Raw genomic sequence first — 25738 nt, 5'->3', positions numbered from 1 at the left:
TGAATTCAACGCCGTATTACTGAGCCCACGGCAAGATCGGAATTGCAGTCACCGCATTCTGCGGGCTGCCTTCGATGATCCGGTCACTGTAGACCAGGTACACCAGGGTGTTGCGCTTCTTGTCCAGGAAGCGCACGACCTGCATGGTCTTGAACACCAAGGAGGTGCGCTCCTTGAACACCTCCTCACCATCCTTGAGCTCTTCCTTGAAGCGAATCGGCCCGACCTGACGGCAGGCAATGGACGCCTCGGCACGGTCTTCAGCCAAACCCAGCCCGCCTTTCAGGCCACCGGTCTTGGCGCGCGACAAGTAGCAGGTCACCCCTTCCACCTTCGGGTCGTCGAACGCTTCGACCACGATGCGGTCATTCGGCCCGACAAATTTGAACACCGTCGACACCTGGCCGATTTCCTCGGCCGAGGCCAACAATGGCAGGGCCAGCAAAGCCCCCAGCAATCCTTTGATCAAACGCACACGGTTCTCCCTCATACCAGAATCAGATTGTCGCGATGGACCAGCTCCGGCTCAGCGCTGTAACCCAGCAGGCTTTCAATGGCCTCGGAGGACTGGCCGATGATTTTCTGCGCTTCCAGCGCACTGTAGTTAGCCAGGCCTCGGGCGATCTCCTGGCCGTCCGGACCGACGCAGACCACCATCTCGCCGCGGCGGAAGCTGCCTTGCACACCTTTGACGCCAACCGGCAACAGGCTCTTGTGCCCTTCGCGCAGCGCCTGGACGGCACCGGCATCAAGGGTCAACGTACCACGGGTTTGCAGGTGACCGGCCAGCCACTGCTTGCGTGCCGCCAGCATGCCACGCTCAGGCGACAGCAGGGTACCCAGGCGCTCACCCGCCTTGAGACGGTCCAGCACGCGCTCCAGGCGCCCGCCGACGATGATCGTGTGTGCCCCGGAGCGGGCCGCCAGACGCGCAGCACGCAGCTTGGTCTGCATACCGCCACGGCCCAGCGCACCACCCGTACCACCCGCCACGGCATCCAGGCTCGGATCATCGGCACGGGCTTCGTAGATCAACTCGGCATCGGGGTTGGTGCGCGGGTCGGCATTGAACATGCCATCGCGGTCGGTGAGGATCACCAGCAGGTCAGCCTCGACCAGATTCGCCACCAGCGCCGCCAGGGTGTCGTTATCACCGAAACGGATCTCGTCGGTGACCACCGTATCGTTTTCGTTGATGACCGGTACAACCCCCAGCTCTACCAGCGTGCGCAGGGTGCTGCGGGCGTTCAGGTAACGCTTGCGGTCAGACAGGTCATCATGGGTCAGAAGGATCTGCGCAGTGTGCCGGCCGTGTTCAGCGAAGCTCGACTCCCACGCCTGCACCAGGCCCATCTGGCCGATGGCAGCGGCTGCTTGCAGCTCGTTCATGGCACTCGGTCGCTTGGTCCAGCCCAGGCGGCTCATACCCGCGGCCACGGCCCCGGACGACACCAGCACCAACTCGACACCCGCTTCATGCAACGCCACCATCTGCTCGACCCAGACACCCATGGCCGCGCGATCCAGGCCTTTGCCATCTGCCGTCAGCAGGGCACTGCCGATTTTCACGACCCAGCGCTGGGCACCCGTCACCTTGCTCCGCATCTTCTTCCAACCTATGCCGATCTGTGGATTCTAAAAAACAGCGCTTGCTACGCCTTGTAGGAGCCGGCCTTGCCGGCGATGCAGCCTAACAGGTACCACGCTGATGCAATCACGGGCAAAGCCTGCACCTACAGACAGCAAAACGCCGCTTAAAAAAGCGGCGTTTAGTGTACTGCAACGGATCAGTCGCGCACGTAAATGATTTCTGGACCGTCTTCGTCCTCTTCATCCCAATCGTCGTCGTCATCGTCACCGATGTCATGCACGCTCTTCACGCCGCTACGGCGCAGAGCACGTGCGTCGTCCAGCGCCTGAAGCTGGGCACGGGCCTCGTCTTCAATACGCTGATCGAGATCCGCCAGCTCTTCGGCATACGCCGGGTCGTTGGCCAGGCGATCAGCACGGTCTTCCAGATAGCGCATGATGTCGCGGCTAAGCTGCTCGGTGCCCTGCTTGGAGATTGCCGAGATCACGTACACCGGGCCTTCCCACTGCAGACGCTCAACCACTTCCTTGACGCGCTCGTCGCGCTCGTCGTCCATCAGCATGTCGGTCTTGTTCAGCACCAGCCAGCGATCGCGCTCAGCCAGCGACGGGCTGAAGCGGGTCAGCTCGTTGACAATGACCTCGGCAGCATCGGCACTGTTGCTCTCGTCCAGCGGCGCCAGGTCGACGAGGTGCAGCAGGAGGCGAGTACGCGCCAAGTGCTTGAGGAAGCGGATACCCAGGCCAGCACCCTCGGAAGCGCCTTCGATCAGGCCGGGAATGTCGGCGATGACGAAGCTCTTCCAGCGGTCGACACTGACCACGCCCAGGTTCGGCACCAGGGTGGTGAACGGGTAATCGGCGACCTTCGGCTTGGCAGCCGATACCGAGCGAATGAACGTACTCTTGCCTGCGTTAGGCAGGCCCAGCAGGCCGACGTCGGCCAGCACTTTCATTTCCAGCTTCAGGTCACGCTGCTCGCCCGGCTTGCCCGGCGTAGTCTGACGCGGGGCACGGTTGGTACTGGACTTGAAGCGCGTGTTGCCCAGGCCGTGCCAGCCGCCCTGGACCACCATCAGCTTCTGCCCTGGCTTGACCAGGTCGCCGATGACTTCCTGGGTGCTGGCGTCAATCACGGTAGTACCGACCGGTACACGCAGGATCAGGTCGTCGCCCTTCTTGCCGGTGCAGTCGGTGCTGCCGCCATTGGAGCCGCGCTGGGCCTCGAAATGGCGGGTATAGCGATAGTCGACCAAGGTATTGAGGTTCTCGTCGGCAACCATGAACACCGAGCCGCCGTCACCACCGTCACCGCCGTTGGGACCGCCGTTCTCGATGAACTTCTCACGGCGAAAGCTCATGCAACCATTGCCACCGTCACCGGCTTTGACCCGGATCGACACTTCATCAACAAACTTCATAAAAACCGCCTCTCGTCGTCTCGACGAGTTGAATGACACAAAGACATAAGGCTCTTGCAAAAATGAGCGCGGCGGCCCCGTCAACGACCGTAGAATCCAGCGCCGGCAGCCCATACAAACAGTTTTGCAAGAGACTCACCCCACAAACGAAAAAGCCCCGTCGCGAGACAGGGCTTTTCCAGCGACATCGCTATTAGGCAGCGACAACGCTTACGTAACGACGACCGAACTCGCCTTTTTTCTCGAACTTGATCACGCCTTCGATTTTAGCGAACAGGGTGTGATCTTTGCCCATGCCAACGCCGTAACCAGCGTGGAATTGGGTGCCGCGCTGGCGAACGATGATGTTGCCGGCCTTGATGACCTGGCCGCCATACATCTTCACGCCAAGGCGTTTGGCTTCTGAGTCGCGACCGTTACGGGTACTACCACCAGCTTTTTTGTGTGCCATGAGTTCAACTCTCCAATAAGGGGATTAGGCTGAATTAAGCCTGAATACCGGTGATTTTGATCTCGGTGAACCACTGGCGGTGGCCCATACGCTTCATGTGGTGCTTACGACGACGGAACTTGATGATGCGCACTTTGTCGTGACGACCTTGGGAGATCACTTCAGCGACTACTTTAGCGCCAGCGACGACTGGTGCGCCGATGTTTACGTCATCGCCATTGGCGACCAACAGAACGCGATCGAAGGTTACGGATTCGCCGGTAGCGACTTCCAGTTTTTCGATCTTCAGGTATTCACCTTCGGCGACTTTGTACTGCTTACCGCCGGTAACAATTACTGCGTACATGGTATTTCTCCGATAATCCTGCTCACCCAGCTCTTTATAGGTAAGAGTATTGGCTGGCATGGCTGCATAAGGCTGGAACGGCCCTGTGCAATTGCGTAAGGCAGGTGCTGCCCAGGAAGTTCAGGGTGCGCGATTGTACGCAAGCCCCGCGGCGCTTGCAAGTACCGCCCCCGGCCCACCGGCACCGCGCCTTGACAGGTCGGGACCTGCAACCTAGCATGCCGCGCAACCTTTATGGAGCACCTGTGGCCGATGCAACCCCAAGCTTTCTACCGTGCGGTAGCGGACGACTTCAGCGCCGTTGACGAGATTATCAAGAAGCAGCTGACTTCACGTGTGCCGCTGGTCTCGAAAATCGGTGACTACATCACGTCGGCTGGCGGCAAGCGCCTGCGCCCGCTGCTGGTGCTGCTGTGCGGCAAGGCACTGGGCCGCGATGGCGACCAACTGCGCCTGCTCGCCGCCACCATCGAGTTCCTGCACACCGCGACCCTGCTGCATGACGATGTCGTCGACATGTCCGGCATGCGCCGTGGCCGTTCCACCGCCAACGCCCTGTGGGGCAACGCGCCCAGCGTACTGGTCGGCGACTTCCTCTACTCGCGCTCGTTCGAAATGATGGTAGAGCTGGGGTCGATGCCGGTCATGCAGATTCTCTCCAAGGCGACCCGCGTGATCGCCGAAGGCGAAGTACTGCAGCTGTCCAAGATCCGCGACGCCAGCACGACCGAAGACGTCTACATGGAGGTCATCCGCGGCAAGACGGCAATGCTGTTCGAGGCCTCGACGCACAGCGCCGCAGCCCTGGCTGAAGCCAGTGACGCTCAGCGTGAAGCCCTGCGTACCTTCGGTGACCACCTGGGCGTAGCCTTCCAGCTGGTCGACGACCTGCTCGACTACAAGGGCGATGCGCAAACCCTGGGCAAGAACGTCGGTGACGACCTGGCCGAAGGCAAACCAACCCTGCCGCTGATCTACACCATGCGCGAAGGCACTGCCGAGCAGGCTGCCCTGGTTCGTCAGGCCATCCAGAAGGGCGGTATCGAGGATCTGGAGAGCATCCGCGCAGCCGTCGAGGCTGCCGGCGCACTGGACTACACTGCGCAACTGGCCCGCGACTATGTCGCTCGCGCCATTGCCTGCCTGGAAGTGCTGCCTGCCAGCGAGTACCGTGACGCGCTGGTTGAACTCAGCGAATTCGCCGTCGCCCGCACCCACTGATCCCTCCCCGGCCCATCTTCGGATGGGCCCGCTTGCCCTCTGAGCGACAAAACCTTATACAATGTGGGTTTTTGCACGCACCCCCAGAGGAACCTTAGTGAGCACTTTGCCTCCCTGCCCAAAATGCAACTCCGAATACACCTACGAAGACGGCGCCATGCTGATCTGCCCCGAGTGCGCCCACGAGTGGTCCGCCAGCGGTGAGGCCGAAGCAGGCAACGACGAGGCAGTGAAAAAGGACTCGGTGGGCAACGTCCTGCAAGACGGCGACACCGTTACCGTGATCAAGGACCTCAAGGTCAAGGGTTCGTCCCTGGTGGTCAAGGTCGGTACCAAGGTCAAGAACATCCGCCTGTGTGACGGCGACCATGACATCGACTGCAAGATCGACGGCATCGGCGCGATGAAACTCAAGTCCGAGTTCGTCCGTAAAGTCTGACCCGCACCTGGATTCGGGGCCGTGCAACGGCCTCGGATCGACCTTCTGGCAGCAACTGCCAATCACTTCTTGCTATTTTGCTAATAAGAATTATTCTCATTGAAACCTCAAGGAGAATAGTCATGACCTATCTGATCGACGCCTGGCTGGAACGCCCTCACCCTTGCCTGCGCATCCTGCACCGGGAAACCGGCGCGGTCTGTGCCGTGCTCGAAGAAGACGCACTGCATGAGCTACACGCCCAAGGTGATCTGGACTTGAATGGTCTGAATTCAAACGAGCCGAATGTGCTCAAGGAACTGGTGCGCAACCTGTTTCTGTTTTCTTACGCACGGGCGTTGCGCCCGCTGTAATCGCCAGCAACGCTGGCTCCCGCACGGTTGCGCAGAAGCCGGCATTGCCGCTGCCGGAGAGCCGAGCCCCCCAGCAACGCCAGGGCTTACAAAACGTCGAGCAGCTCGACGTCGAAGACCAGTACGCTGTGCGGCGGGATGCTGCCAACACCCTGAGCGCCGTAGGCCAGCTCGCTCGGTACGTACAGGCGCCATTTGCTACCAGCGTTCATCAGTTGCAGGGCTTCGGTCCAGCCAGCGATCACGCCGCTAACAGGGAACTCTGCTGGCTGACCGCGCTCGTAGGAGCTGTCGAAGACAGTGCCGTCGATCAGGGTGCCGTGGTAGTGGGTACGGACGCTGTCATCGCGAGTCGGCTTAGCACCTTCACCAGCGGTCAGTACTTCAAACTGCAGGCCCGAAGCCAGGGTAGTGATACCTTCACGCTTGGCGTTTTCAGCCAGGAAGGCCTTGCCTTCGCCAGCCGCAGCTTCAGCCTTGGCAGCCGCTTGCGCTTGCATGATGTCGCGGATGACCTTGAAGCTGGCCGACAGCGCTTCTTCGCTGACACGGCTGGCCTGGCCATTGAACGCGTCGGTCAGACCGGCCAGGATCGCTTCCAGGTTGACGCCTGGTGGTGGGTTGTCACGCAGTTGACCACCCAGCTGACGGCCGATGCCGTAGCTGACGCGCGTTTCGTCGGTAGACAGGTTGATTTCGGACATTGGCTTGCTCCGCTACAGGGCGCACGAAGACCGCGCCCTTCATGAAAAGGGCGAGCAGCCTAGCACACTGCGGCGCAGCAGTTCAGCTACCAGGCCGAACGCCGGGAAATCGGCACTTTCAGATCCTCTTCCGCCGTGCTGCTCATGCCGCACATTTCGTCCTGCACCGACCAATGCACCAGGTTCAGCGGCAGGTCTGGCAACCCCTGCAACTGCCCGCGCGCCTCTTCCACAGAGTGCACGCGCAAGCGCTGGCCTCGTGTATCAGACAACGGGTGGGCGCGCCCATGTACGCGTGCCTCAAGCAGGTAATCCCCCCCTTCGATAGCGATCAGGTTGAGCTCCTCGACATGACCAGCCCTGGCCTCGGTATTCAGATCGTGCAGGTTCATTGCAGCACCTCACTACTGGGACATACGAGCGACTGTTCATTCTTCGTACAGGGATGAACAAAGTACAAGCCAGAAACGCAACCGCCCGTCCGTTTTGTAACGGACGGGCGGTTTCAAGCGCACCGAGCAAGACGCAATCAGTGCTTGGTCAATTTATCCAGGTAACCCATTGCGAACGCAGACACCACAAAGGTCATGTGGATGATCACATACCACATCAGGTACTGCGTCTCGATGTTCCGCGCGTCCATGAAAACCCGCAACAGGTGGATCGAGGAGATCGCCACGATCGAGGCCGCCACCTTCATCTTCAGTGAGGTGGAGTCCATCTTGCCCAGCCAACTGAGCTTTTCCTTGTCGTCATCGATGTTCAGTTGCGAGACAAAGTTCTCATAGCCGGAGAACATCACCATGACCAGCAGGCCACCCACCAGGGACATGTCGATCAACGAAAGGATCACCAGGATCAGGTCGGCTTCAGCCATGGAAAACACGTTGGGCAATACGTGGAAGATTTCCTGGAAAAATTTCAGTGCCAGCGCCAGCAGCCCCAAGGACAAACCAAAGTAGATGGGCGCGAGCAGCCAGCGAGAGGCATACATCGTGTTTTCGATAAAACGTTCCATTAAAAAACTCATCGGTGGCGAGAAAACGGGCACAAGTATACCAGCCACGAATGACAGAAAAAGCCCGCGTCAGGTTGCCGCAAGGCAACCGGGGGCAGCCCTCAGGTCTCTGGATGGAACTGGAAATCACCCACGTGATGCACCCGTTCGCCGTTGATCCGTCTGAGCTGTGCCTGCAGGTGAATGCACCAGATCTGTGGCCCATCCGCAACTTGATACCCATGCAAGGTCAGGCTATCGACGATGGCATTGAGTACTGACTCTGCGACGTAAGGACCGTGGAACGGCCCCTGAGCCTTGATCGCGGAAGGTTGCTCGCCAGCCATGCCGGCGGCGAAAAGCAGCGTCCACATACCATTGTCACCGGCCAGCGGACGAATGCTGCATTCAATGCGGGTGACCAGACCCAGGCATTGACGAGTAAGGCTGAGGCTGCGCGGCATGGCGACGATCCTCGGAGAAACCCTGTTCAGCTCCCATCGGAAGCTGTCTCTATCCTGTACCTACGACTGTCCATGATCTGAAGAATAGAAGAAAACCGACAGCGACAAGCGGTAGCACAGCAGCGGGCGCCGAATGGTCATACCGACCCTGGCGCCCACCCTCCCACGTCAGGACGACTTGACCTCGACCAACGCCTGTTCAGCGTGCTCTTTCTCCGCCTCCTTGAGCTCCTCGTCGCTGATCATCTCGGCAATTTCCCGCAGCCGCTCGACCACCCTGGCATTGACGCTACCTTCGGGGAACTGACCTTCGGCATCGGGCGTACCGGCGGGTTCGCCCACCAGCAGGCTCAATGCCTCATCGGCCTGGCTGACCGCGTAGATGTGGAACTGCCCCGCGCGCACGGCCTGCAGTACCCGCTCATCGAGCATCAGTGTCGTGACGTTGGCACGCGGAATGATTGCCCCCTGTTCACCGGTCAGGCCACGGGCTTCGCAGAGCCGGAAGAAGCCCTCGATTTTCTCGTTGACCCCGCCGACAGCCTGCACCTCACCGAACTGGTTGATGGAACCGGTAATAGCGAAACACTGCTTGAGCGGGGTTCTCGACAACGCCGAAATCAGGGTACAGGCCTCACCGAGGGAGGCGCTGTCGCCGTCGACGTAACCGTAGGACTGCTCCAGCGCAATACTTGCGGAAATGGCCAACGGGAATTCCTGGGCATAACGACTGCCCAGGTAACCGGTCAGGATCATTACCCCCTTGGAGTGAATCGGCTGGCCCAGATTGACCTCGCGCTCGATGTCGACGATGCCGCTTCCACCCGGGTAAACCGTGGCGGAAATCCGCGCCGGCACACCGAACGCCGAATCACCCACTTCAAGCACTGTCAGGCCGTTGCACTTGCCCACGGCCGCACCTTCGGTGTCGATCAGGATGATCCCGGCAAGCATGTCGTCGAGAATTCGCGCCGAAACCCTGCCAGTACGCGTGGCCTTGGCCCTGAGCGCCCGCTCGATATGGCCGCAGTCGGTCATTTCATCGTTGGCCAGGTGGCGAATGAAGTCCGCCTCGCTGACCAGTTGGAACAGGTCACCGATTCGCGCCGACAAACGCCCTTGATGCTCGGCCAAACGCGCACTGTAGGTTGCCAGGCGTGCGACCGCATCGGCAGTCAACGGCGCCATGCCTTCCTCGCTGGTACGGGTTTTGAGCAACTGCGCGAATTGTTCCAGGCTCTCGTCGACCATTGGAATGTCTTCGTCGAAATCCACCAGCACCCGGAACATTTCCTGGAAGTCCGGATCATGGTCCTGCAGGGCGTAGTAAAGCTGGCGGGCCCCAATGATGACGACCTTGACCTGCAGCGGAATCATCTGTGGTGTGAGGCTGACGGTGGCGACGCGCCCCAGCTCGCCCAACGGTGACTCCATTTTCAGTTTGCGCGATTGCAAGGCACGCTTGAGCGCATCCCAGACAAAGGGTTCGCCCAGCATTTTCTCGGCTTCAAGAATCAGGAAGCCACCATTTGCACGGTGCAGCGCGCCGGGGCGCAGTTGCCGATAGCTGGTGTAGAGCGCCCCTTGATCGGTGCTGTATTCGATACGGCCAAACAGGTTGTCGTAAGTCGGGTGCGGCTCAAACACCACCGGCGCACCGCCACTGACCGGATGCCCAACCACCAGGCTTGGCGCATATTGCTCTTCCAGCATCTTGCGGGCCACCGCGTCGCTTTTGCTGTCGTCGACCAGTTGTTCGACCACCGTGCGCAACAAGTTGACCTGCATGGCTTGCAGGTAGGCGCAGACGGCGGCGTTCTCCGCGTACTTTTCCGAGAGCGGCGACAACAGCGGCTGCAAGGCCAGGGTAATGGTTTCTTCGTTGAGCTGACGCAACTGGTTGCTCGACTCGCGCTTCCACTGCGGCAAGCTGGCCAGCTCTTCGTTCAGACGCTCTTCCAGTGCGGCAATGTCCTCGTGGAAACGCTCACGCTCGGCTTCAGGCAACTGCGCAAACTCGGCCTCATCCAGCGCCTTGCCGTCACTCATCGGGGTGAAGGCAACGTTACTGCTGTCACGATACAGGGCAACGTCCTTTTCCAGGGACGCCCGCTCGATGACATCCAGGGCACGGTCATAGCGCTGATTGAAACCGCGGTCGATGGCGCTTTTTTTCTGCTGGAACGAGGGGTGCTCGAACACCGCCGGGAAGGTTGCCAGCAGGTTGTCGATCAAGCCGCCAATATCAGCGATGAACGCACCGGCGCTGCCAGGCGGCAACTCCAGTGCCTTGGCTTCGCGCGGGTCATCGAAGTTGTTGACGTAGACCCAGTCCGAGGGGGTATGCAGGCGCTTGCCTTCGGCTTTCAGGTAGCGCTTGACGAATGAGAAGCGCCCGGTGCCGGGCTCACCCATGACAAAAACGTTGTACCCAGGACGCGGCATGGCGACACCAAACTGCAAGGCTTCGACGGCACGTTCCTGGCCAAGCACACCGCGAAAGGGCTCCAGATCATTGGTGGTGGTAAAAGCGAACTGTTCAGCGGAAAACGGCCGGGTCAAGGCTTCTGGCGCAAGACGCAGGCTCGCAGCAACAGGATCGGGCATCGGGCTTCCTTACTTCGGCGGGGCAGATGAAGCATTCTGGCGCCGGGAACCTGCGGCTTGCAAGGCTCTTCAACGCTTTCTGCAACAGGGCGAAACCTGCGCTGCACGTGCGCCGCCAGCAATCTTTCGCAATTAACCAGCGAACTGTTAGATCGTGCCTAAACTGAAGGCTGCGCGGCTGGGTAAATAACCGACCCGCGCTGGCTACTGGTCTCACCGATATGCCAGATAACCCTGACCTTTGGTTTGTACTTCTTAGAAAGAGAACAATGCTATGAAACGGATTCTTCTGGGTACTCTGTTCGCCGCCGCATCCCTGAACGCCATGGCCCAGGCGCCTGGCGGCCCGGATTGCGGCTGGGGCAACCTGCTGTTCGAGGGCCAGCGCGGTACACCGGCCCACTTCCTTGCATCGACCACCAATGGCACCTCCGGTAACGCAACGTTCGGCATGACGTCCGGCACTAACGGCTGCGCGACCAATGCCGCGCTGACGTATGGCGGCAAGTCGTGGTTCGCCATGAATGGCATGATGAACGAACTGTCTGAAGACATGGCCAAAGGCCAAGGTGAAGCACTGACCACGTACGCCGTCGTTCTCGGCGTAGCGCCCGAAGACCGCGCGCACTTCGCCGCCGTCACCCACCAACATTTCCAGGAGATCTTCAAGACTGCAGACATCACCGCTGAAGATGTCCACACCAATACCCTGGCAGTTTTGAAAAGCGACCCACGCCTGGCCAAATACGCGACCCAGGCTTAAGCTCGGCCTACCCGCCCCTGATGGGGCGGGTTGTTCTTCGCCTCTATCGGCATCATTCAGACGTAGTTGCCCGACATGCTCAAACGCCTTGCCTACCTGGCGCTCTGTGCCTGCGCCCCGTTGCATGCAGCTCCCGTTTTCGACGACAACCGCCTGAACCAGTTGGCCAATGATCGCTACTGGATCGCTTTGGGTCACTACGAAACCGCCAAGCTTGGTGGCTGGCGAAGTTATGTCGACGACCAACGTTTCTTTCTCGCCAAAGACGGAGGGCATCACCCTGATCTGGAGTTGAAGGCCACGCTCCAGGCGCTCTATGCACCAGCAAGCCTGGGTGACAAGCATGCGCAGTGCGTGTTCCCGGCACGCACCCGCTGGCTGCGCGAACAACTGCAGTTGAATGACCTGCCCGCACCGGACTGCAAGGAATACCCTCAGTGGTTCAAGGATGTTTCGCCACACAGTGCGGTGATGATCTTCCCGGCAGCCTACTTGAACAGCCCCTCATCGATGTTCGGCCATACCCTGCTGCGTATCGATCAGGCCGATGTGCAAAAGAACGACACGGCGTTACTGAGTTACGCGATCAACTTTGGCGCCTACATAGAAGGCAACGACAACAGCATCCTTTATGCCTGGAAAGGCCTGATGGGCGGCTATCCGGGCCTGTTTGCACTGGTGCCCTATCAGGAAAAGCTTTCGGAATACCGCAGCCTGGAAAACCGCGACCTGTGGGAGTACCGCTTGAACCTGACCCCGGAAGAAACCGGGCGCATGGTCGAGCACGTGTGGGAACTCAAACAGATTCGCTTCGACTACTTTTTCTTTGACGAAAACTGCTCTTACCGTTTGCTCGAGTTGCTACAGGTGGCTCGCCCAAGCCTGGACCTGACCTCGCAGTTCCCGCTCACGGCCATTCCTACCGACACCGTCAAGGCCGTCAAGCAATCGGGGCTGGTGGAGCGTATCGACTATCGGCCTTCGCGCGAACGTGAATTGCTGGAGCGCGCAGCGCCACTGGATGCCGAGGAGCAGCGCCAGGTGCTGGCCGTCAGTGCCGATACCGCACAACTGCAAAGCCCGGCGTTCAGCGCACTGCCACGTGACCGCCAGGCCTTGGTGCAAGACGCCGCCTACCGCCTGGAACGCTACCGTGCCAATGGCCAGGAGCGTGATCCGGCGCGCGCCAAACGCAGCTTTGAACTGCTGCGAGCGATCAACCGCAACCCTCCACCTGAGCTCGATATAAAGCGGCCAGGGCTGCCCGAAGATGGCCATCAGTCGCGCACCTGGCAGTTAGGGGTGGGCACACGAGAAGACCGTGCGTTCGCCGAGTATGGCCTGCGCATGGCTTACCACGACCTCAACGACAATATGTATGGCTTCCCGCTGGGGGCGCAAATCGAAATCCTCCAGCTGAAACTACGCCAGTACGAAAACAACCAGTGGCAACTGCAACGCCTGGACCTGGCGACCATTCGCTCGCTGACCCCGCGCAACGCCCTGTTGCAACCTTGGTCATGGCAAGTCGCAGGTGGCCTGGAGCGGGTGCTTGGCAGGGAGGGTGACGAAACCCTGGTCAGTCATGTAAATGGCGGCGCTGGCGGCACTTGGGCGCTGAGCGACGAAATGCTCGGCTTTGCCCTTGGAACCGTAAGGGTCGAGCACAACGCCGACTTCGCCGGCTTCATTGCGCCAGCAGCGGGCTTCAACACCGGCCTTTTGTGGCGTAACGGGCTGGGCAACCTGAGCCTGGAGGCCAAGGGCGATTACTTTACCAATGGCGAAGTGCGCCGCAGCCTGAGCCTGAACCAGCAGTGGGAGCTGTCGAACAACCTCGGCCTGCGCCTGAGCGCAAAACGCGATTTCAGCGCGTTCACCACAGCGCAGAACGAGGTGATGCTTGAGCTCAAGTGGTACAACTACTGATTAGCCGCAGTGTACTGGCCCCTGTGTACGGATCTTTGTGTACTGGCCTTTTCGGCGATTGCCAATGGCACTCGGGAGACGACCGTGACGGTTGTCAGGCCGCAGCGTTAATAGCTGGCGACTTTCGCAAAGATGTACCACGCTACCTGCACAACCGCCAATATGAGGCCGGCTGGGACAATGGCTTTCGCCAGTGCCAGGCCATGCAGGAGCATCAGGACCTGCAAGACTACCGTGCCCGCCATTGGGACGATCACGAAGAACAATGGCAGCAGGAGAAAGACCGCGATGCGGCGACGCAAACAGGTCGCAAACGGGTCAGCCAGAGTGCGCACGTCTGTCAGCAGGGTCTCCTGAGAAGGAGCCGTTCATGAGTCGTGCATTCGTCAATGAAGATCAAGCCGGTGACCAGGCTGATCAGCCCGTTGAACGTCAGATCAGCGAGCAACCCAACTACGTCACCGCCCGAGGTCTTACCTTGCTGCATGAGCGTGTCGCCGAATTGAACACGCTGCGCAGTGAACTGCTCGCCCAAGGTGAGCAGGCAGACAAGCAGCGGCTCGTGGAGACCGAGCGTGACCTGCGCTATTTCAATGCCAAGGTGCAGAGTGCGCTGGTGGTTGCGCCAGCGGCATCACGGGACAAGGTGCAGATTGGCAGCCACGTGACCTTTGCCGATGAAAGCGGTCAGCAGCATCAGGTTCAACTGGTCGGAGAAGATCAGGCCTATGCCGCAAGCGGCCTGATCAACTGGGGTTCACCCCTGGGCCGGGCGCTGCTGGGCGCCAAGCCAGGGGACGAAGTGGTGTGGCGACGACCGGCGGGTGATCAGTCGATCGAGATCATCGCCATCGAACCGGAGGCTTAAACGACGCCTTGAGCCAGCATCGCATCGGCAACTTTGACGAAGCCGGCAATGTTGGCGCCTTTGACGTAGTTGATTCGACCGTTTTCCTCACCGTAATGCACGCAGGCGTGGTGGATCGACTGCATGATGTTGTGCAGCTTGCTGTCCACTTCGCCAGCAGTCCACAACAGGCGCATGGCGTTCTGCGACATCTCCAGCCCGCTCACGGCCACGCCACCGGCGTTGGACGCCTTGCCCGGAGCGAAGAGGATGCCGGCCTCAAGGAAGATATCCACTGCCTCCAGGGTGGTCGGCATGTTTGCACCTTCGGCCACACAGAGGCAGCCATTGCTCAGCAAGGTGCGGGCATCGTCAGCGTCCAGTTCGTTCTGGGTGGCGCACGGCAGGGCGATGTCACACGGCAGGCTCCAGGGACGCTGACCGGCACGGAACTCCAGGCCAAAGTGCCCGCCCATCTCACTGAGGCGGCCACGCTTGACGTTCTTCAGCGCCATCAACGCGTCCCATTGCTCATCATTCAGGCCCGCTTCGCAATACAGGGTACCTTCGGAATCGGACAAGGAGATCACCTTGCCACCCAGGTCCATGACCTTGCGCGCGGCGTACTGGGCCACGTTGCCGGAACCGGAGATGGCAACACGGCGACCGTCAATGCGCAGGTTCTGACGCTTGAGCATCTCTTCGGCAAAGTAAACGCAACCGTAACCGGTCGCCTCAGGGCGGATCAGGCTGCCGCCGTAGGTCATGCCCTTGCCGGTCAGCACGGAGGTGAACTGGTTCGCCAGGCGCTTGTATTGGCCGAACATGAAGCCGATTTCCCGTGCGCCGACGCCGATATCACCGGCCGGTACGTCAAGGTCGGCACCAATGTGGCGGTACAGCTCGCTCATGAACGCCTGGCAGAAGCGCATCACTTCAGCGTCGCTCTTGCCTTTGGGGTCAAAGTCAGAGCCGCCCTTGCCGCCGCCCATGGGCAGCGAGGTCAGGGAGTTCTTGAAGACCTGTTCAAAGGCCAGGAACTTCAGCACGCCAAGGTTGACCGACGGGTGGAAACGCAAGCCACCCTTGTAAGGGCCAATGGCACTGCTCATCTGGATGCGATAACCGCGGTTGACCTGGACCTTGCCCTGATCGTCGACCCACGACACGCGGAACAGGATCGCGCGCTCAGGCTCGACCATACGCTCAAGAATACCGGCCTGCAGGTAGTGCGGATTGGCTTCCAGGAAGGGCCAGAGGCTGCGCAGTACCTCTTCCACCGCCTGATGGAATTCAGGCTGGGCTGGGTCACGTTTTTTCAGGCGTGCGAGGAAGTCTTCGACGGATTCGATCATGGGAAGGTCTCGGCAGATGATTAGCTTGTAAGAATTTTTCCCGGGACTTTATCAAGTCAAGGCGCACTGCGACAGTGCAAAATGTCGTTTTTTTGAAATTAAATGGTGCATTTATGTAAATGTATACACACATTCAAGCGCGTCTTCAGCCAGGCTGTTTTGCCTGGGCCAGCGCATGCTTAGCCTTAGAGAGCCTGCCTTTCAGGCAACAGGTACGCCACATTTTTCGGCAAAAAAAAACGGAGCCCGAAGGCCCCGTTCCAGTGCAAAACCGCGAGCGGTTATGCCAGTTTTTTGTGCCGTACCCGGTGCGGCTGGGCAGCAGCTTCGCCAAGACGCTTCTTGCGGTCGGCTTCGTACTCGGTGTAGTTACCCTCGAAGAATACCGCCTGGGAATCGTCCTCGTAGGCCAGGATGTGGGTGGCCACGCGGTCCAGGAACCAGCGATCGTGAGAGATCACGATAGCGGCGCCCGGGAAGTCCAGCAGGGCTTCTTCCAGCGAACGCAGGGTTTCCACGTCCAGGTCGTTGGACGGTTCGTCGAGCAGCAGGACGTTGGCGCCTTCCTTCAGGGTCAGGGCCAGGTGCAGACGGCCACGCTCACCACCGGAGAGGTCCTTGACGAACTTCTGCTGGTCGCCGCCCTTGAAGTTGAAGCGACCCACGTAGGTACGCGAAGGGATTTCGTAGTTACCGATACGGATCTGGTCGGAACCATCGGAGATCTGCTGGAACACGGTCTTGTTGCCGTCCAGGTCTTCGCGGCTCTGATCGACACAGGCCAGTTGCACGGTTTCACCGATCTCGATGGTGCCCGAGTCTGGTGTTTCCTTGCCCATCAGCATGCGGAACAGGGTCGATTTACCGGCACCGTTACCACCGATCACACCGACAATGGCGCCTTTAGGCATGCTGAACGACAGGTTGTCGATCAGTACACGGTCGCCATAACCCTTGGTGACGTTCTTGAACTCGATGACCTTGTCGCCCAGGCGCGGGCCAGCCGGGATATAGATCTCGTTGGTTTCGCTGCGTTTCTGGAATTCCTGCGATTGCATTTCTTCGAAGCGCTGCAGACGAGCCTTGGATTTCGACTGGCGTGCCTTGGCGCCTTTGCGCACCCACTCCAGTTCTTCCTTCATGGCCTTTTCATGGGCCGACTGCTGCTTGGATTCCTGGGCCAGACGATCCGACTTGGCTTCCAGCCAGCCCGAATAGTTGCCTTCGTACGGAATACCGGCGCCACGGTCGAGTTCGAGGATCCAGCCGGCGACGTTGTCGAGGAAGTAACGGTCGTGGGTAATCGCTACCACAGTACCCGGGAAGTCGTGCAGGAAGTGCTCGAGCCAGGCGACAGAGTCGGCATCCAGGTGGTTGGTCGGTTCGTCGAGCAGGAGCATGTCCGGTGCCGACAGCAGCAGGCGGCAGAGTGCTACACGACGCTTTTCACCACCCGACAGGTGTTCGACCTTGGCGTCCCAGGCAGGCAGGCGCAGGGCATCGGCCGCCACTTCCAGCTGACGCTCCAGGTTGTGACCATCGCTGGCCTGCAGAATCGCCTCAAGCTTGGCCTGTTCAGCGGCCAGCTTGTCGAAGTCGGCGTCAGGATCGGCATACGCCGCATAGACTTCGTCCAGGCGAGCCTGGGCATCCTTGATCACGCTGACCGCTTCTTCGACCACTTCACGCACGGTTTTGGTTGGGTCGAGCTGTGGTTCCTGCGGCAGGTAACCGACATTCAGCTCCGGCATTGGCCGTGCTTCACCGTCGAACTCGGTATCAACACCCGCCATGATTTTCAACAGGGTGGATTTACCCGAACCGTTGAGGCCGAGCACGCCGATCTTGGCGCCGGGGAAAAACGACAGGGAGATGTTCTTCAAGATTTCCCGCTTCGGCGGAACAACTTTGCTCAGCCGATGCATGGTGTAGACGTATTGAGCCAAAACGTTGAGCTCCTGTAAGCAAGTAAATTCAAGGGGCCAATTGTATGACGTAAAAAAGTAAAAGCGACTATTAACTTGGCCAACCGACAACCGTCAGGCCCAAGCTCTGGCCCAGGCAGGCCTGGGCCGCCGACATAGCACTTTGTCGGGATCTGCGAACAGGACTGGCACTTCGCCACAACTCAAGGCATGCTAAGCGCCCTTCGGGCGTCCAGCTTATGAGTACGCATCGGCCTGCACGGCTGAGCGTGAGGGTGCGCACCCAATAAGCAGCTCAAACCTGCCACAGCCAGCCATACCGCAGGATCAACGTTTGACCAATCTTACTCAGCCGTCCTCCCTGCGTACCGCACCCTCCAGCTCGGGTTCATTGTTGCGCGGTTCGTTGAAAGGGGTGTTGGCCATCCTGGTATTGCTGCTGCTCGGCCTGTTGTTCTGGCTATTGATTGATCAGTACCACCATACCCTTGCCGATGAGCGCCAACACAGCCTGGATTCCAGCAACGAGTTGGCCGATCACCTGAGCCTGAACATGGCCCTCAAGGCTCAGACCGCACTCAATCAGGTCCAACCCTATCCGCTGCCCCCGGACGACCGCGCGCTACCGAAGGTGGTGGCCAATCTGCAGCGCGCACTGCCCTCACTGCGCAGCATCGCCTGGTTCGACAGCCAGGCACGCCCGTTGCGCGACAGCCTCGGCGAATCGCCTGACCAGCATGCTATTGAAGAATTGATACGGCTGAGCAATGGCCACCCGTACTACTTCAGCAACAACAGTGACAACAGTTACATCTACCTGCTGCTACGCCAATCAGATCGGCCGACCAGCGGTTACTGGCTGCTGCGCCTGAGCCCTGAGTATTACAGCGCGCTGGCCGAACACCTGGACAACCCCACCCGCCCCTTGTGGCTGCTGGAAAACAGCCGAACGGCTGAAATCATCAATCAACATCGCTCACCTGAAACGCCACGACCAGCCAACGCCGAGCCACTGCAGAGCGTACTGCTGACATTCCTCGATAACAGCGACTGGCAACTGCGCGGCCTCTACGATGCCGAATTGAGTCGTCAGCAACTGTTGCCTGCTCTGATCAGTAAATGCCTGCTTGGCCTGATCTGCGCCCTGCTGCCGCTGCTGGCATTGGCCAGCATGCGCAAGCGCCAACGCGCACTGCAAGAAGGACGCCGACGCTACCAGGATATTTTTGAAGGGACAGGGGTCGCCCTTTGTGTGCTGGACTTGTCCGGCCTGATCAATACGCTTGAACGACTGCGCCTTCGTGGCCAAGACCAGCTTGAGCACCGCCTGCTGCTTGACCGGTCCCTGCGCAACACGTTGCTGCAGGAGTTGAAAGTCACCGAGGTCAATCAAGTCGCCCTGCAACTGCTGGGGGTTGAATGCCGCAACGGTGCCTGGCAACGCCTGATTGCTGGCGATACACGCAACGAAGGGATTGGCCTGCAACTGGTCGAAGCCGTCCTGAACAATCAACATCAGCTTGAGCTGGAGGTTCGCCTCAGTGGTGCCGATGACCAGGAGCTGCACCTGTGGCTGACGGTGCGTTTCCCCGAGCAACGCGCTGACTATCAAGCGGTAACCCTCAGCATCAGCGATATTACCAGCCGCAAGCAGGTCGAGCTGTCGCTGCTGGAGCGTGAAAGTTTCTGGTCGAACGTGGTCCGTACCGTACCGGATCAACTCTACGTGCAGGACGTGCAAAACCAACGGATGATCTTCAGCAATCGGCACCTGGGCCAGACCCTGGGTTACTCCCGTACCGAACTGGAGACGATGGGCGAGCGATTCTGGGAAATCCTTCTGCACCCTGAAGACGCCACACTCTACAACCGGATGCGTCAGCAACAGCGCGAGAGTGGCTACCTGGAACAACTGCACTGCCAGCTACGTTTCCGTCACCGTGACCAGGGTTGGCGTCGTTATGATATTCGCGAAGAGGTCCTGACCCGCGACAACGATGGCAACGTCACCCGCATCATTGGCGTGGCCAAAGACGTTACCGAGCAGATAGAGGCCAGCGAATCGCTGCGTGACAGCGAACAGCGTTACCGCATGCTTGCCGAAAGTATCAGCGACGTCATCTTCTCCACCGACAGCATGCTGAAACCCAACTATGTCAGCCCCTCGGTACACGCGGTATTGGGCTACGAGGTCGACTGGATTTTCGAGAACGGCTGGCAATCGACCATTGCCAACCCGGCACAGTTGACCGGCATCTACAGCCTGATCGAACGCCTCAACCGTGCCCTGCACGCTCCAGAACAACTGGAGCAATTGCGTACCCAGCTTCCCACTCAGTTGTTCCTGTTCGACTGCCTGCGCGCCGATGGTCGCAAGATCCCGATCGAACTGCGCCTGGTACTGGTCTGGGATGAGCACAATCGGTTCGAGGGCATACTCGGCGTCGGCCGTGACATCAGCCAGCAGCGCCGCGCTGAAAAAGACCTGCGCATGGCTGCGACAGTGTTTGAGCACTCGACTTCGGCCATCCTGATCACCGACCCGGCGGGCTATATCGTCCAGTCCAACGAAGCCTTCAGCCGCGTCAGCGGCTACAGCGCAGCAGAGGTGCTCGACCAACTGCCAAATATGCTGACGGTCGACGAACAGCAGGAAGCGCACCTGCGCTACGTGGTCAAACAGTTGCACATCCGCGGCACCTGGGAAGGTGAAGTCTGGCTTAAACGTCGCACCGGCGAGCATTACCCGGCCTGGGTCGGCATTACCGCTGTGCTCGACGACGAAGGCGACCTGGCCAGCTATGTGTGTTTCTTTACCGACATCAGCGAGCGCAAGGCCAGCGAACAACGCATTCACCGTCTGGCCTACTACGACGCCCTGACGCACCTGCCGAACCGCACGCTGTTCCAGGACCGCCTGCACACCGCACTGCAGCAAGCTGATCGTCAAAAGGCCTGGGTGGTGCTGATGTTCCTCGACCTGGACCGTTTCAAGCCGATCAATGACTCCCTTGGCCACGCGGCCGGCGACCGTATGCTCAAGGACATGGCCGAACGCCTGCTCGACTGTGTCGACACTGACGACACCGTTGCGCGCATGGGCGGCGACGAATTCACGCTGCTGCTGCAACCACGCGCAACCCGCGAGATGGCGCTGAACCGCGCCATCAATGTGGCCGAACAGATCCTCAACAGCCTGGTTCGTCCCTTTGTGCTGGAAAACCGCGAGTTCTTCGTCACCGCCAGTATCGGTATTGCCCTGAGCCCTCAGGATGGCAGCGAACTCAGCCAACTGATGAAAAACGCCGACACCGCGATGTACCACGCCAAGGAGCGCGGCAAGAACAACTTCCAGTTCTACCAGGCGGATATGAACGCCAGTGCGCTGGAGCGCCTGGAGCTGGAAAGCGACCTGCGCCATGCACTGGAGCAGAACGAGTTCATCCTGTACTACCAACCGCAGTTCAGCGGCGACGGCAAACGCCTGACCGGCGCCGAAGCGCTCCTGCGCTGGCGCCACCCAACCCGTGGCCTGGTACCGCCGGGCGACTTTATTCCGGTGATTGAGGAGTTGGGGCTGGTGGTCGATGTCGGTGACTGGGTACTGCGTGAAGCCAGTCGTCAGCTCAAAGAGTGGCACCAGGCCAAGGTACGGGTACCGAAAGTTTCGGTGAACATTTCTGCGAGACAGTTTTCCGATGGGCAACTGGGTACCCGCATCGCCACGATCCTCAACGAAACCGGCGTTCCACCGGCGTGCCTGGAACTGGAGCTGACCGAAAGTATCTTGATGCGCGAGGTCAACGAGGCCATGCAGATACTCGCCAGCCTGAAAAACCTCGGCCTGAGCATTGCGGTCGATGACTTCGGTACCGGCTATTCGTCACTGAACTACCTCAAGCAGTTCCCGATCGACGTGCTGAAGATCGACCGCACCTTCGTCGATGGCCTGCCCGAAGGCGAGCAGGATGGCCAGATCGCCCGTGCGATCATCGCCATGGCCCACAGCCTGAACCTGGCAGTAATCGCCGAGGGTGTGGAAACCCATGAACAGCTGGAGTTCCTCCGAGAACACGGTTGTGATGAGGTTCAGGGCTACCTGTTCGGTCGGCCAATGCCGGCCCACCAGTTTGAAGCCCAGTTCAGCAACGAAACGCTGTTCATGTTCCAGTAACCCTGCGCATCCCCCCCTTGTACAGGCTCGGGGATGGCGCCGGGCAACACAAACAGCGGCAAATGAGCCCCACTTGTCTGCGACATGATGCCCTTTCATATGCCAGACAAAAGCCGATGAGGTAGAATGCCTCCCTTTTCCAGCCCGATCCTTGAGGACCGCCATGTTCAGCCGTGATTTGACCATTGCCAAGTACGACGCCGATCTCTTTGCCGCCATGGAGCAAGAAGCTCAGCGCCAGGAAGAGCACATCGAGCTGATCGCCTCGGAAAACTACACCAGCCCGGCCGTGATGGAAGCCCAGGGTTCGGTTCTGACCAACAAGTACGCTGAAGGTTACCCAGGCAAGCGTTACTACGGTGGTTGCGAGTACGTCGACGTGGTCGAGCAACTGGCCATCGACCGCGCCAAGCAGCTGTTCGGCGCAGACTACGCCAACGTTCAGCCACACGCAGGTTCGCAAGCCAACAGCGCCGTTTACCTGGCCCTGCTGCAAGCTGGCGACACCATCCTGGGCATGAGCCTGGCACACGGTGGTCACCTGACCCACGGTGCCAGCGTCAGCGCTTCGGGCAAGCTGTACAACGCCATTCAGTACGGTATCGATGCCAACGGCCTGATCGACTACGACGAAGTCGAGCGTCTGGCCCTGGAACACAAGCCGAAGATGATCGTTGCCGGCTTCTCCGCCTACTCGCAAGTGCTGGACTTCCCGCGCTTCCGTGAAATCGCCGACAAGGTCGGTGCCTACCTGTTCGTCGACATGGCTCACGTTGCCGGTCTGGTTGCCGCTGGCGTTTACCCGAACCCGGTTCCGTTCGCTGACGTGGTCACTACCACTACCCACAAGACCCTGCGTGGCCCACGTGGCGGCCTGATCCTCGCTCGCAAGAACGAAGAGATCGAGAAGAAGCTGAACTCGGCCGTATTCCCGGGTGCCCAAGGCGGCCCGCTGGAGCACGTGATTGCCGCCAAGGCCATCTGCTTCAAGGAAGCGCTGCAGCCGGAGTTCAAGGCTTACCAGCAACAAGTGGTGAAAAACGCCCAGGCCATGGCCAGCGTCTTCATCGAGCGCGGTTTCGACGTCGTTTCCGGTGGCACTCAGAACCACCTGTTCCTGCTCTCGCTGATCAAGCAGGAAATCTCGGGTAAAGACGCTGACGCTGCACTGGGCAAAGCCTTCATCACCGTCAACAAGAACTCGGTACCAAACGATCCACGCTCCCCGTTCGTCACCTCCGGTCTGCGCTTCGGTACCCCGGCTGTGACCACTCGCGGCTTCAAAGAGGCTGAGTGCAAGGAACTGGCTGGCTGGATCTGCGACATCCTGGACGACCTGAACAACGAAGCGGTGATCGACGCCGTTCGTGAGAAGGTCAAGGCTATCTGCGCCAAGCTGCCGGTATACGGCGCTTGATCTCAGTTCGCTGAATGAAGAGCCCGGCCTTGAGCCGGGCTTTTTTTCGCCTGCGTAATTAATTAACGCAGCGGGCAACCGCCTTGCCATTAGGTTCAGCGAATACGAAGGCCCATGCGCCTTTGTCACTCAATGAACTACAAGGCGAACACCATGCCCACCCATCGACAGAACTCGTTCCTCGCCCACCTGCGTACTCAGGCATACCCCATTCATTGCCTTGATGTCCTGCGGGGAACTCCGGCAGAAGTCATCGCCCCGTTCGGCGGCGAAGGCTTGTTGGCCGGGGCGTTGCAACCCCGAAGTGACGCCCATTTGCTAGGCCATCAACCACCTGCCAACGGCAACACAGTGGAGCCCTTGACCCTGTACTTCAGGCATACCCCAGAAGGTTACTACCTGTATGTCCGCTCACTTGGCCCGTATTTTGGCCGAGGCATCAGTACCGATGAGAATGGCAACATTGGCGCCTTTGTCATCGCTGAACGGGAGCCCATCCCCTTCAAGCTGATCCATCCACAACGCGGCGAAACGTCACTTGAGCATATAAAACGTGATCGTGTTGGCATGTTTTTGCAGCGTGCAGGTAAAGGATTCGTGCATCGGAGCAGCCGACATGACGCTGAGCCTACCTACCTCAACACTGCGGGAGGGAGCCCACTGGGTTTCATTCTGGATATCCAGGAGCGCAATGCACCCTGGCTGAGCTACCCGGATGAGTTCTGAGGATAGAACCGCAATGCCCCACGGTACGACCATCAGGGCATTGTTCCTCCTGCCCTCACCAGCGTTGGGAAATTACCTTGGTTCTCGCCCCTCTGGATGCACGTCATACCGGCGAAAGGCCCAAGACGGGAGCTAAATCTGATCAGGAGATCACCTGCTATGCCTACCGATAAACAACTTTCCTTTACCGCTTACATGCTGATAAACGGCCACAGCCTCATCGCTCTGGACGAAGCCACCGACCGTCCCGTTATCGTGCCTCACCCTGCACGACCTGAAGGGCTGGAAGTCTCGCAGGCCCTGGGTGCACTCGGCGGTACCGACGAAGACTGGGAGCAAGACCGCAACGACGGCCTGATAAACTTTCATGTGGTGAGCGATGTCTCGCCCACGGAGTTCTATTTCCGACACAGCGAAGGACTGTATCGACTCTACGTGCGCAGCGGCAAATACCTGAACCACGGCGTATTCATGACCGCCGAAGGCGTACCTCAGGCGTGCCCGATTGATGGCGTTGATCCTTGCGCCTGGCAGTTACGCCATGCCCACAACAACCAAGCGGTCGACCTCTCGAACCTGCCTACCGATTTCGCCATGATCAACCTTGAAGAAGCGGCTACCGGGGCGAGCATGAGCATGACGCTCATCGGTCAAGGTAACGGCGGCTACCTGACCGCTGGTTATGCACCGTCGGGCACCCAATTGCGCTTGAACATTCTTGCCCGCGACGTCGATTGGTTGAGCGCCAGTTAACAAGCAGCCTACAGCTGCTCGAACGCTGAGCGAATCTGTTCTTCAGGCAAATCGTCGCCGATGAACACCACGACGCTCTCCCGCGTCTGGTCCTGCTCCCAGGCGCGGTCCCAGTCGAAACCATACAACTTCAAGACACCCTGGAACACCAGCCGGCGTGGCTCGCCTTCAATATTGAGCACCCCTTTGTAACGCAACAGCTGTCGGCCATGGTCTTCGAGCAGACGATTCATGAAGTCGCTGAGCCGGTCGATGTTCAGGGGCTTCTCGGTACGCAGTACCATGCTGCTTATGCGGTCACCGCTATTGCCTTGTGCAACCGGGCGCAAGCTCAGACCACCACCCAGGTCGGCATTGAGATTGAAGCCGCGCACATCAAGCAACTCGGACAGGTCGATCTTGCCGTGCTCTACCACATGAATCGGCGCACGACGATTGATCCGTCCAAGACGCTCGCTCAAGGCCTGGAACTGGGCGGCATCGACCAGATCGGTTTTGCTCACCAGCAGGCGATCGGCAAAACCGACCTGGGCCTGGGCAATGGTCTGGGTCAGGTGGAGGTCGGCATGCGCCGCATCGACCAAGGTGATAATGCCATCAAGGATGTAGCGCTCACGCAGTTCTTCGTCGATGAAGAAGGTTTGTGCCACGGGTGCGGGGTCGGCAAGGCCGGTGCATTCGATCACTAAACGGTCGAAGGCGATCTCGCCACTGTCCAGGCGCTCCAGCAAAAGGAACAGGGCCTTGGTCAGGTCGGTATGGATGCTGCAGCAAACACAACCATTGGCCAGGGTCATGACCTGCACCGGTTCGTCACCCAGCAGCTCCGTGTCGATACCTGCATCGCTGAATTCGTTTTCGATCACGGCGATCTTCAGGCCGTGCTCGGCCTTGAGCAGGTGGCGCAACAAGGTGGTCTTGCCTGCACCGAGAAAACCACTGAGCACGGTAACGGGGATTGGAGGTAGCACGCGCAAAATCTCCTGAACGCTAAAAATGACTGTGGGAGCGCGGCGTACCGTGCTCCCACAGGTTTATTACAGGCCGTCAGCCAAGGTTAACAGCACTTGGGCCCACCCTTCCCCCCGTAACGCGCCTCCTGACGTTCCCTGAAGAACGCCTCGTAGCTCATCACCGGCTTGTCCGGGTGTTTGGTTTGCATATGCTCGACGTAAGTGTCGTAGTCGGGCATACCGACCATCAGGCGGGCTGCCTGCCCCAGGTACTTACCCAGTCGACCAAGGTCGTTGAACATG

24 protein-coding genes and 1 pseudogene are annotated in these 25738 nt (G+C 59.5%); 11 read left to right on the top strand and 14 right to left on the bottom strand.

The genetic code is table 11. The annotated features are described in order from the left end of the window. Positions 1 to 16: 16 nt before the first annotated feature. The 5 genes from ACZ9H3_RS18850 to rplU form a co-directional block, all read right to left on the bottom strand. Positions 17 to 475, bottom strand: a complete 459-nt coding sequence (locus tag ACZ9H3_RS18850) for a CreA family protein (protein ID WP_099773504.1) — start codon at positions 473 to 475, stop codon at positions 17 to 19. Positions 476 to 486: 11 nt separating this feature from the next. Further along, entirely contained in the window at positions 487 to 1605 is a 1119-nt protein-coding gene (proB, locus tag ACZ9H3_RS18845) for a glutamate 5-kinase (RefSeq protein WP_330521913.1), read from the bottom strand. 182 nt (positions 1606 to 1787) lie between these two features. After that, positions 1788 to 3011 (bottom strand): Obg family GTPase CgtA, encoded by a 1224-nt coding sequence (gene cgtA / locus ACZ9H3_RS18840; RefSeq protein ID WP_065760616.1) that lies wholly within the window; start codon positions 3009 to 3011, stop codon positions 1788 to 1790. 193 nt (positions 3012 to 3204) lie between these two features. Next, a complete protein-coding gene (rpmA, locus tag ACZ9H3_RS18835; RefSeq protein ID WP_065760617.1) occupies positions 3205 to 3462 on the bottom strand; it encodes a 50S ribosomal protein L27 in 258 nt (85 codons plus the stop codon). A 34-nt stretch (positions 3463 to 3496) separates the two neighbouring features. Further along, the gene (rplU, locus tag ACZ9H3_RS18830; RefSeq protein ID WP_065760618.1) at positions 3497 to 3808 is read right to left on the bottom strand and encodes a 50S ribosomal protein L21; all 312 of its coding nucleotides are present in this window, start codon (positions 3806 to 3808) and stop codon (positions 3497 to 3499) included. A 252-nt stretch (positions 3809 to 4060) separates the two neighbouring features. On the opposite strand from rplU, the gene ACZ9H3_RS18825 reads away from it, so the two are divergent. From ACZ9H3_RS18825 to ACZ9H3_RS18815, 3 genes are all read left to right on the top strand, one after another. Then, positions 4061 to 5029, top strand: coding sequence for a polyprenyl synthetase family protein (locus ACZ9H3_RS18825; protein ID WP_065760619.1), 969 nt, complete (start codon positions 4061 to 4063; stop codon positions 5027 to 5029). A 97-nt stretch (positions 5030 to 5126) separates the two neighbouring features. Beyond that, on the top strand, positions 5127 to 5468 hold the full coding sequence (locus ACZ9H3_RS18820; RefSeq protein WP_065760620.1) for a zinc ribbon domain-containing protein YjdM: 342 nt from the start codon (positions 5127 to 5129) through the stop codon (positions 5466 to 5468). Positions 5469 to 5590: 122 nt separating this feature from the next. After that, the gene (locus ACZ9H3_RS18815; protein ID WP_476221947.1) at positions 5591 to 5821 is read left to right on the top strand and encodes a PA4570 family protein; all 231 of its coding nucleotides are present in this window, start codon (positions 5591 to 5593) and stop codon (positions 5819 to 5821) included. Positions 5822 to 5907: 86 nt separating this feature from the next. On the opposite strand, the gene ACZ9H3_RS18810 is transcribed toward ACZ9H3_RS18815, so the two are convergent. The 5 genes from ACZ9H3_RS18810 to ACZ9H3_RS18790 form a co-directional block, all read right to left on the bottom strand. Beyond that, positions 5908 to 6525: an FKBP-type peptidyl-prolyl cis-trans isomerase gene (locus tag ACZ9H3_RS18810; RefSeq protein ID WP_065760622.1), complete on the bottom strand. Its 618-nt coding sequence runs from the start codon at positions 6523 to 6525 to the stop codon at positions 5908 to 5910. 86 nt (positions 6526 to 6611) lie between these two features. Continuing rightward, positions 6612 to 6917: a DUF6482 family protein gene (locus ACZ9H3_RS18805; RefSeq protein ID WP_065760623.1), complete on the bottom strand. Its 306-nt coding sequence runs from the start codon at positions 6915 to 6917 to the stop codon at positions 6612 to 6614. A gap of 137 nt (positions 6918 to 7054) precedes the next feature. Next, complete coding sequence (locus tag ACZ9H3_RS18800) at positions 7055 to 7543, bottom strand: TIGR00645 family protein (RefSeq protein ID WP_065760624.1); 489 nt, start codon at positions 7541 to 7543, stop codon at positions 7055 to 7057. Positions 7544 to 7644: 101 nt separating this feature from the next. Further along, on the bottom strand, positions 7645 to 7986 hold the full coding sequence (locus tag ACZ9H3_RS18795; RefSeq protein WP_065760625.1) for a PA4575 family protein: 342 nt from the start codon (positions 7984 to 7986) through the stop codon (positions 7645 to 7647). Positions 7987 to 8154: 168 nt separating this feature from the next. Continuing rightward, complete coding sequence (locus tag ACZ9H3_RS18790; protein WP_065760626.1) at positions 8155 to 10593, bottom strand: Lon protease family protein; 2439 nt, start codon at positions 10591 to 10593, stop codon at positions 8155 to 8157. 274 nt (positions 10594 to 10867) lie between these two features. Between ACZ9H3_RS18790 and ACZ9H3_RS18785 the strand changes: the two genes are divergently transcribed. From ACZ9H3_RS18785 to ACZ9H3_RS18770, 4 genes and pseudogenes are all read left to right on the top strand, one after another. Next, the gene (locus ACZ9H3_RS18785; RefSeq protein ID WP_099773498.1) at positions 10868 to 11356 is read left to right on the top strand and encodes a DUF3015 domain-containing protein; all 489 of its coding nucleotides are present in this window, start codon (positions 10868 to 10870) and stop codon (positions 11354 to 11356) included. A 75-nt stretch (positions 11357 to 11431) separates the two neighbouring features. After that, positions 11432 to 13285 (top strand): Lnb N-terminal periplasmic domain-containing protein, encoded by a 1854-nt coding sequence (locus ACZ9H3_RS18780; protein WP_099773497.1) that lies wholly within the window; start codon positions 11432 to 11434, stop codon positions 13283 to 13285. An 83-nt stretch (positions 13286 to 13368) separates the two neighbouring features. Then, positions 13369 to 13581, top strand: a pseudogene (locus ACZ9H3_RS18775) (hypothetical protein); the annotation flags it as partial. Between the two features lie 74 nt (positions 13582 to 13655). Then, a complete protein-coding gene (locus ACZ9H3_RS18770) occupies positions 13656 to 14153 on the top strand; it encodes a GreA/GreB family elongation factor (protein ID WP_099773496.1) in 498 nt (165 codons plus the stop codon). Here the strand turns inward: ACZ9H3_RS18770 and gdhA are convergent. Next, positions 14150 to 15487, bottom strand: a complete 1338-nt coding sequence (gene gdhA, locus ACZ9H3_RS18765; RefSeq protein WP_330521912.1) for an NADP-specific glutamate dehydrogenase — start codon at positions 15485 to 15487, stop codon at positions 14150 to 14152. The genes ACZ9H3_RS18770 and gdhA overlap by 4 nt on opposite strands. A 281-nt stretch (positions 15488 to 15768) precedes the next feature. Continuing rightward, positions 15769 to 17433 carry an energy-dependent translational throttle protein EttA gene (gene ettA / locus ACZ9H3_RS18760; protein ID WP_065759270.1) on the bottom strand — a complete coding sequence of 555 codons (1665 nt, stop codon included), beginning with the start codon at positions 17431 to 17433 and terminating at the stop codon, positions 15769 to 15771. 313 nt (positions 17434 to 17746) lie between these two features. Between ettA and ACZ9H3_RS18755 the strand changes: the two genes are divergently transcribed. From ACZ9H3_RS18755 to ACZ9H3_RS18740, 4 genes are all read left to right on the top strand, one after another. Then, entirely contained in the window at positions 17747 to 21586 is a 3840-nt protein-coding gene (locus ACZ9H3_RS18755; RefSeq protein WP_099773494.1) for a sensor domain-containing protein, read from the top strand. Between the two features lie 163 nt (positions 21587 to 21749). Beyond that, positions 21750 to 23003: a serine hydroxymethyltransferase gene (glyA, locus tag ACZ9H3_RS18750; RefSeq protein ID WP_065759272.1), complete on the top strand. Its 1254-nt coding sequence runs from the start codon at positions 21750 to 21752 to the stop codon at positions 23001 to 23003. Positions 23004 to 23156: 153 nt separating this feature from the next. Then, positions 23157 to 23729: a hypothetical protein gene (locus ACZ9H3_RS18745; protein ID WP_157767110.1), complete on the top strand. Its 573-nt coding sequence runs from the start codon at positions 23157 to 23159 to the stop codon at positions 23727 to 23729. A 159-nt stretch (positions 23730 to 23888) separates the two neighbouring features. Further along, positions 23889 to 24482 carry a hypothetical protein gene (locus tag ACZ9H3_RS18740; protein WP_476221940.1) on the top strand — a complete coding sequence of 198 codons (594 nt, stop codon included), beginning with the start codon at positions 23889 to 23891 and terminating at the stop codon, positions 24480 to 24482. An 8-nt stretch (positions 24483 to 24490) separates the two neighbouring features. Here ACZ9H3_RS18740 and yjiA read toward each other — a convergent pair whose 3' ends face one another. Together yjiA and ACZ9H3_RS18730 are read right to left on the bottom strand one after the other, a co-directional pair. Continuing rightward, entirely contained in the window at positions 24491 to 25453 is a 963-nt protein-coding gene (yjiA, locus tag ACZ9H3_RS18735) for a GTPase (protein WP_099773491.1), read from the bottom strand. Between the two features lie 86 nt (positions 25454 to 25539). Further along, on the bottom strand, positions 25540 to 25737 hold the full coding sequence (locus tag ACZ9H3_RS18730) for a YbdD/YjiX family protein (protein WP_065759275.1): 198 nt from the start codon (positions 25735 to 25737) through the stop codon (positions 25540 to 25542). Position 25738: the final 1 nt, after the last annotated feature.

The sequence above is a fragment of the Pseudomonas sp. TE3910 genome, from assembly GCF_056279025.1.
This window is presented reverse-complemented; position numbering and strand designations above follow the sequence as displayed.

Excerpts from the sequence above, each read along its gene's own strand:
- proB (WP_330521913.1), bottom strand. The coding sequence starts at position 1,605 with ATGCGGAGCAAGGTGACGGGTGCCCAGCGCTGGGTCGTGAAAATCGGC.
- cgtA (WP_065760616.1), bottom strand. The coding sequence starts at position 3,011 with ATGAAGTTTGTTGATGAAGTGTCGATCCGGGTCAAAGCCGGTGACGGT.
- rpmA (WP_065760617.1), bottom strand. The coding sequence starts at position 3,462 with ATGGCACACAAAAAAGCTGGTGGTAGTACCCGTAACGGTCGCGACTCA.
- rplU (WP_065760618.1), bottom strand. The coding sequence starts at position 3,808 with ATGTACGCAGTAATTGTTACCGGCGGTAAGCAGTACAAAGTCGCCGAA.
- ACZ9H3_RS18825 (WP_065760619.1), top strand. The coding sequence starts at position 4,061 with ATGCAACCCCAAGCTTTCTACCGTGCGGTAGCGGACGACTTCAGCGCC.
- ACZ9H3_RS18815 (WP_476221947.1), top strand. The coding sequence starts at position 5,591 with ATGACCTATCTGATCGACGCCTGGCTGGAACGCCCTCACCCTTGCCTG.
- ACZ9H3_RS18810 (WP_065760622.1), bottom strand. The coding sequence starts at position 6,525 with ATGTCCGAAATCAACCTGTCTACCGACGAAACGCGCGTCAGCTACGGC.
- ACZ9H3_RS18805 (WP_065760623.1), bottom strand. The coding sequence starts at position 6,917 with ATGAACCTGCACGATCTGAATACCGAGGCCAGGGCTGGTCATGTCGAG.
- ACZ9H3_RS18800 (WP_065760624.1), bottom strand. The coding sequence starts at position 7,543 with ATGGAACGTTTTATCGAAAACACGATGTATGCCTCTCGCTGGCTGCTC.
- ACZ9H3_RS18795 (WP_065760625.1), bottom strand. The coding sequence starts at position 7,986 with ATGCCGCGCAGCCTCAGCCTTACTCGTCAATGCCTGGGTCTGGTCACC.
- ACZ9H3_RS18790 (WP_065760626.1), bottom strand. The coding sequence starts at position 10,593 with ATGCCCGATCCTGTTGCTGCGAGCCTGCGTCTTGCGCCAGAAGCCTTG.
- ACZ9H3_RS18785 (WP_099773498.1), top strand. The coding sequence starts at position 10,868 with ATGAAACGGATTCTTCTGGGTACTCTGTTCGCCGCCGCATCCCTGAAC.
- ACZ9H3_RS18780 (WP_099773497.1), top strand. The coding sequence starts at position 11,432 with ATGCTCAAACGCCTTGCCTACCTGGCGCTCTGTGCCTGCGCCCCGTTG.
- ACZ9H3_RS18770 (WP_099773496.1), top strand. The coding sequence starts at position 13,656 with ATGAGTCGTGCATTCGTCAATGAAGATCAAGCCGGTGACCAGGCTGAT.
- gdhA (WP_330521912.1), bottom strand. The coding sequence starts at position 15,487 with ATGATCGAATCCGTCGAAGACTTCCTCGCACGCCTGAAAAAACGTGAC.
- glyA (WP_065759272.1), top strand. The coding sequence starts at position 21,750 with ATGTTCAGCCGTGATTTGACCATTGCCAAGTACGACGCCGATCTCTTT.
- ACZ9H3_RS18745 (WP_157767110.1), top strand. The coding sequence starts at position 23,157 with ATGCCCACCCATCGACAGAACTCGTTCCTCGCCCACCTGCGTACTCAG.
- ACZ9H3_RS18740 (WP_476221940.1), top strand. The coding sequence starts at position 23,889 with ATGCCTACCGATAAACAACTTTCCTTTACCGCTTACATGCTGATAAAC.
- ACZ9H3_RS18730 (WP_065759275.1), bottom strand. The coding sequence starts at position 25,737 with ATGTTCAACGACCTTGGTCGACTGGGTAAGTACCTGGGGCAGGCAGCC.